General features: G+C 41.3%; 3 protein-coding genes. 2 read left to right on the top strand and 1 reads right to left on the bottom strand.

Translation table 11 applies throughout. The annotated features are described in order from the left end of the window. Positions 1-161 precede the first annotated feature (161 nt). Entirely contained in the window at positions 162-881 is a 720-nt protein-coding gene (locus tag AVZ68_RS19375; RefSeq protein WP_059106222.1) for a nucleotidyltransferase domain-containing protein, read from the bottom strand. A gap of 178 nt (positions 882-1059) precedes the next feature. On the opposite strand from AVZ68_RS19375, the gene AVZ68_RS19370 reads away from it, so the two are divergent. Both AVZ68_RS19370 and AVZ68_RS19365 read left to right on the top strand, forming a co-directional pair. Next, on the top strand, positions 1060-1935 hold the full coding sequence (locus tag AVZ68_RS19370; RefSeq protein WP_059106221.1) for an AraC family transcriptional regulator: 876 nt from the start codon (positions 1060-1062) through the stop codon (positions 1933-1935). 301 nt (positions 1936-2236) lie between these two features. After that, positions 2237-2755, top strand: a complete 519-nt coding sequence (locus AVZ68_RS19365) for a hypothetical protein (protein WP_059106220.1) — start codon at positions 2237-2239, stop codon at positions 2753-2755. Positions 2756-3206: the final 451 nt, after the last annotated feature.

Below are 3206 nucleotides of genomic sequence, written 5' to 3'. Positions count from 1 at the left end.
CGAAGGACGACAGGTGAACTCTCACCCCTGAGAAACGTTGTTCTATTAAACAAGATTATAGCATTAAATGGGTCTGAAATATAACATAAGGGTCCTTGGGTAGCTGTAAGTCCAAAGGGGCTTTTTCAGTGACCGTGCTAGAATATAAGCACCCGTTGAACCTACGTTTTCCCCAATGAAAACCCGTCAAATAACCGTCCACCAAAGGGTTCCAAGACATGATCAACGAGTTGAATCACTTCTTTTTTATCACCCTTCCTATAAAAAAGGTCAAAAGCCTCGACAAGGTGAGTAGCGAACTCTGCGTCATATTGGGTTAAAGACCGAACTACCCATTTTGATGCCCCAACCCATTGACGGTTGGTTCTCAAAACGAATTCACTCACCAACTCAGCGAGTGTATTCGCTATAAACAGTTCTTCCGCTCTAGAAGAACACCCTATGAAATCGTCCAGTGTATCCGTAATAAAGTATCGCTTTGTCTTTACAGTTTCTGCTGCCCATTCTTCCGGACCTTGATCTAATAGAGCCCTAGCCTCTTTCTTAATTGAATCAATGATTCCATCATCTTTTAAGATGATGCCTTCTGAAACCATTCTTGGCATGGAAGGGATTGCTCTTTCGCAATCACTTTCAAAAAAATGCTTATAAGATCTTAAGTTATGGACAAAAACCTCTATGGCCCAACCAAAGTCTATTAAAGACTCCCTATAAGATGATTGAATATGTGAATCGAAAATTACAATATCAAGGTCAGACGTTTCTGTCGCCTCCCCTCGAACGACACTTCCAGCTAACAAGGCTCCCTGACAATACGGATAATGCTTATGAATAAATTGTTGTGCGGCTTTGATCGGTTGTAAGTGATTAAGATTTGCCATTGGCTCCCCCCTGATTTAGTATATATTTCTGTATTAAAGGCAAAACACCTTTAATGAGTTATGTCCCTTGTTCAATAAGACAATTCTTGTTAGAAATAAACCGGTCAAAATGAACCACAGAAAATCGGGTTTACGTATTAATATGGTGGTAAAGTACATCAGTGAAGGGAGGGAGCCGATGGATACCATTAAGAAACTGAACGATTCACTAGCATATGTTGAAGACAATCTTGATCAAGAAATCCACTATGCTGACGTAGCCAAGATCGCTTTTTGCAATGAATACCATTTTAGAAGGATGTTTTCTTTCTTATCTGGGGTTAGTTTGACCGAATATATTCGGAGACGAAGGCTTACACAGGCTGGGCTAGAGCTCACGTCTAGCAACGTAAAAATTATAGACATCGCACTCAAGTATGGCTATCAATCCCCAGACTCTTTTGCGAAGGCCTTCCAAAAAGTACACGGGATTACTCCAAAAGAAGCCAAAAGGTCTGGGCAACATTTAAAGTCGTTTCCACCTTTCACCTTTCAACTGACTATTCAAGGAGGACTCGAATTGAACTATCGTATAGAAGAAAAAGAAGCGTTTGTACTTGCTGGTATCAAAAAAAGAATCCCCATTGTGTTTGAGGGAGAAAATTCAGCGATAACAGAAATGAGGAATCTAATCACACCTGAAATGATCGAGACGTTCGAAACGTTATCTAACGTTGAACCTTATGGAGTCATCAGTGCTTCATTTAATTTCTCTGAAGAGCGTATGGAGGAAAAAGGCGAACTCGATCACCTTATCGGTGTGGCTACGACGAAAGAAGACGTTCTTGATCTTGATTCACATCATGTTCCTGCTTGTACATGGGCAATTTTCACTGTGGTTGGGAACTTCCCTGTAGAAACCCAAAATGTTTGGGGGCGTATTTATTCAGAATGGCTTCCTTCTTCTGACTACCAAGTTGTGAATGGCCCGGAAATTTTATGGACGGAGGGGGAAGATACGGCGGACCCCGATTATAAGAGCGAAATCTGGATTCCTGTTACAAAAAACGGTTAGACGCGGTCAGTCCCTGACGGTAGTGGAATAGAAAAGAAAAGGAATTGCAGCTGGACTTCCTTTTCTTGAAGTAAACGTACCCAGGGGGGGTGGTTATTTTTTCATGGTTAAGCTCCTTAAGCGACAGTCCTGGCGTTGCAACTGCGATACAGTCTAGGCACTTGAAACAGTACGAAGCCCCGCATGTTTATCCGAATAAACATGCGGGGCGTTGATAATTGACCACAAGTAGAAACTTTTTAATCTCTATAATCGTAAAACAAGTAGACGCGTACTGGAATGGAAAGAAGGTGTTTAGCGTATGGTGGCTACGATCAAATCCCCGTTTATCCCGCTTTTTTTAAAACAGAAGGTGGGAGTCGCGTATAAACGTGTCGGCTCTTTAAGAGCGATTAAACGAGTCTATCAACTGAAAGGACACAAGTCGTACCAGCTTGAGTTTAAAGGGGAGACGTTAAAACTAATCGAAGGTAAAAAGGAAAACAAAAAAAGAGTCTGGATGATCAAAAGCGTTTCAGCAGGTGGGGCTGAGAAAGAAGCAGGGAGATTAACACTTATGTCTACTTCCAAGGAAACTCTGTCAAATGGCTACACTGAATTTAGGATCAACTACCAGGATGATGAATACTATGTAAAAAAACCCTTTATGCGTAAAAAGAATTACTGTGAGATGCAAAGCAAAGATAAAGAAACGCTGGCTATACATCAGGAGCAATCATTGTTCAGCTTTAAAAGAGAGATTAGCGTAGAAAATCCTCTGTCTACTAGCATGATTGCGTTAGCGATTTTGACATTATCCGTGATCATTTTTATAGCCTAATTCAAGGACAATATTTGTTTGGCTCTGAAGAACGGTACACAACCTCCTTTCGAATTGTCCAACTTAAAGGTTATAAAGAAACTGGACATGTTTTCTAAAAACCCTTACTTTCTGCAGTTCCTCCGTTTTCTCAACCCACCATTTTATGTTATAATGTGATTCAAGGAAACAGTGCTCGTATCTGAGCATAAAACCTGTATTCCTCGACTATTATAAAAAGAGCCCTTAAGTGCTTCCAACACTTAAGGGCAAGGCAATAGAACGAACGCCCTTCAGGGTGAAGAGTTCACAAGACGGTAATCACCCGTTAGGTTGGGTTCCAGGGGTGATTACTTTTTTTTATGGTCATCATGCTCGACGAGCGTTAATACGAGCATTGCAACAGCAATACAAAGCATCGCGGCTTCATACGAAACAAACATGACGGCGTTCACCTCCCCTCTACCGTAGG

This window comes from Shouchella shacheensis (assembly GCF_001484965.1).
Lineage (GTDB): Bacteria > Bacillota > Bacilli > Bacillales > Bacillaceae_D > Shouchella > Shouchella shacheensis.
This window is presented reverse-complemented; position numbering and strand designations above follow the sequence as displayed.